This is a genomic window from Mesorhizobium kowhaii (genome assembly GCF_042431665.1).
Lineage (GTDB): Bacteria > Pseudomonadota > Alphaproteobacteria > Rhizobiales > Rhizobiaceae > Mesorhizobium > Mesorhizobium kowhaii.
Window position 1 is genome coordinate 1 of the sequence record NZ_JBHLYT010000233.1, and the last position, 845, is coordinate 845.

The 845-nt window shown below is 65.4% G+C and carries 1 protein-coding gene; it reads left to right on the plus strand.

What is annotated here, in order from left to right; genetic code table 11:
- The coding region (locus tag ACFFNA_RS39845) for an IS630 family transposase (protein WP_378925844.1) at positions 1-845 on the plus strand (845 nt) is incomplete at both ends.

Sequence of the window (845 nt, forward strand, 5' to 3'; positions counted from 1 at the left end):
CTATCGCACCAAGCGCCGCTTCGTGGAGATGGGTCTGGAGGCGGCGCTCAGCGAAGAGCCACGCGCAGGCGCGCAACGCAAGCTGACGGGCAAGGAAGAAGCCCTGCTGGTGGCCACCGCCTGTTCCAGTCCGCCGCCGGGCCGCGCCCGCTGGACCCTGGAACTGCTGGCCGGTGAGTTCGTCAAGCTGACCGATCACCAGGAACTGTCGCGCGAGACGGTGCGCCGACGCTTGGCAGACAACGATCTCAAGCCCTGGCGCAAGGACATGTGGTGCATCCCCAAGGTCGACGCCGAGTATGTCGCGCGCATGGAGGACGTGCTCGACCTCTATGCCGAGGCACCGGACCCGAAGCGACCGGTGGTGTGCTTCGACGAAAGCCCGACCCAACTCATCGGCGAGGTGCGACAGCCGATCCCGGCCGAACCGGGCCGGCTTGAGCGGTATGACTGCGAGTACAAGCGCAACGGCACCGCCAACCTGTTCGTCTTCCTCGACGCACACCGCTCCTGGCGCAAAGTCAAGGTCACCGAGCGGCGCGCCGCGGAAGACTTTGCCCATTGCATGCGCGACCTCGTCGATATCCATTACCCGCAGGCCGAACGCGTCAGGGTGGTGCTCGACAATCTGTCAACCCACTCGGCCGCCGCGCTCTACCAGGCTCTGCCTGCTTCAGAGGCGCGACGCGTCCTTCGACGGCTGGAATTCCACTACACGCCCAAACACGCCAGCTGGCTCAACATGGTCGAGATCGAAATCGGCGTCCTGCGCGGCCAGTGCCTCGATCGTCGCATCAATAGCTATGATCGCCTCGTCGCGGAGACCGCTGCCTGGGAGCACCTGC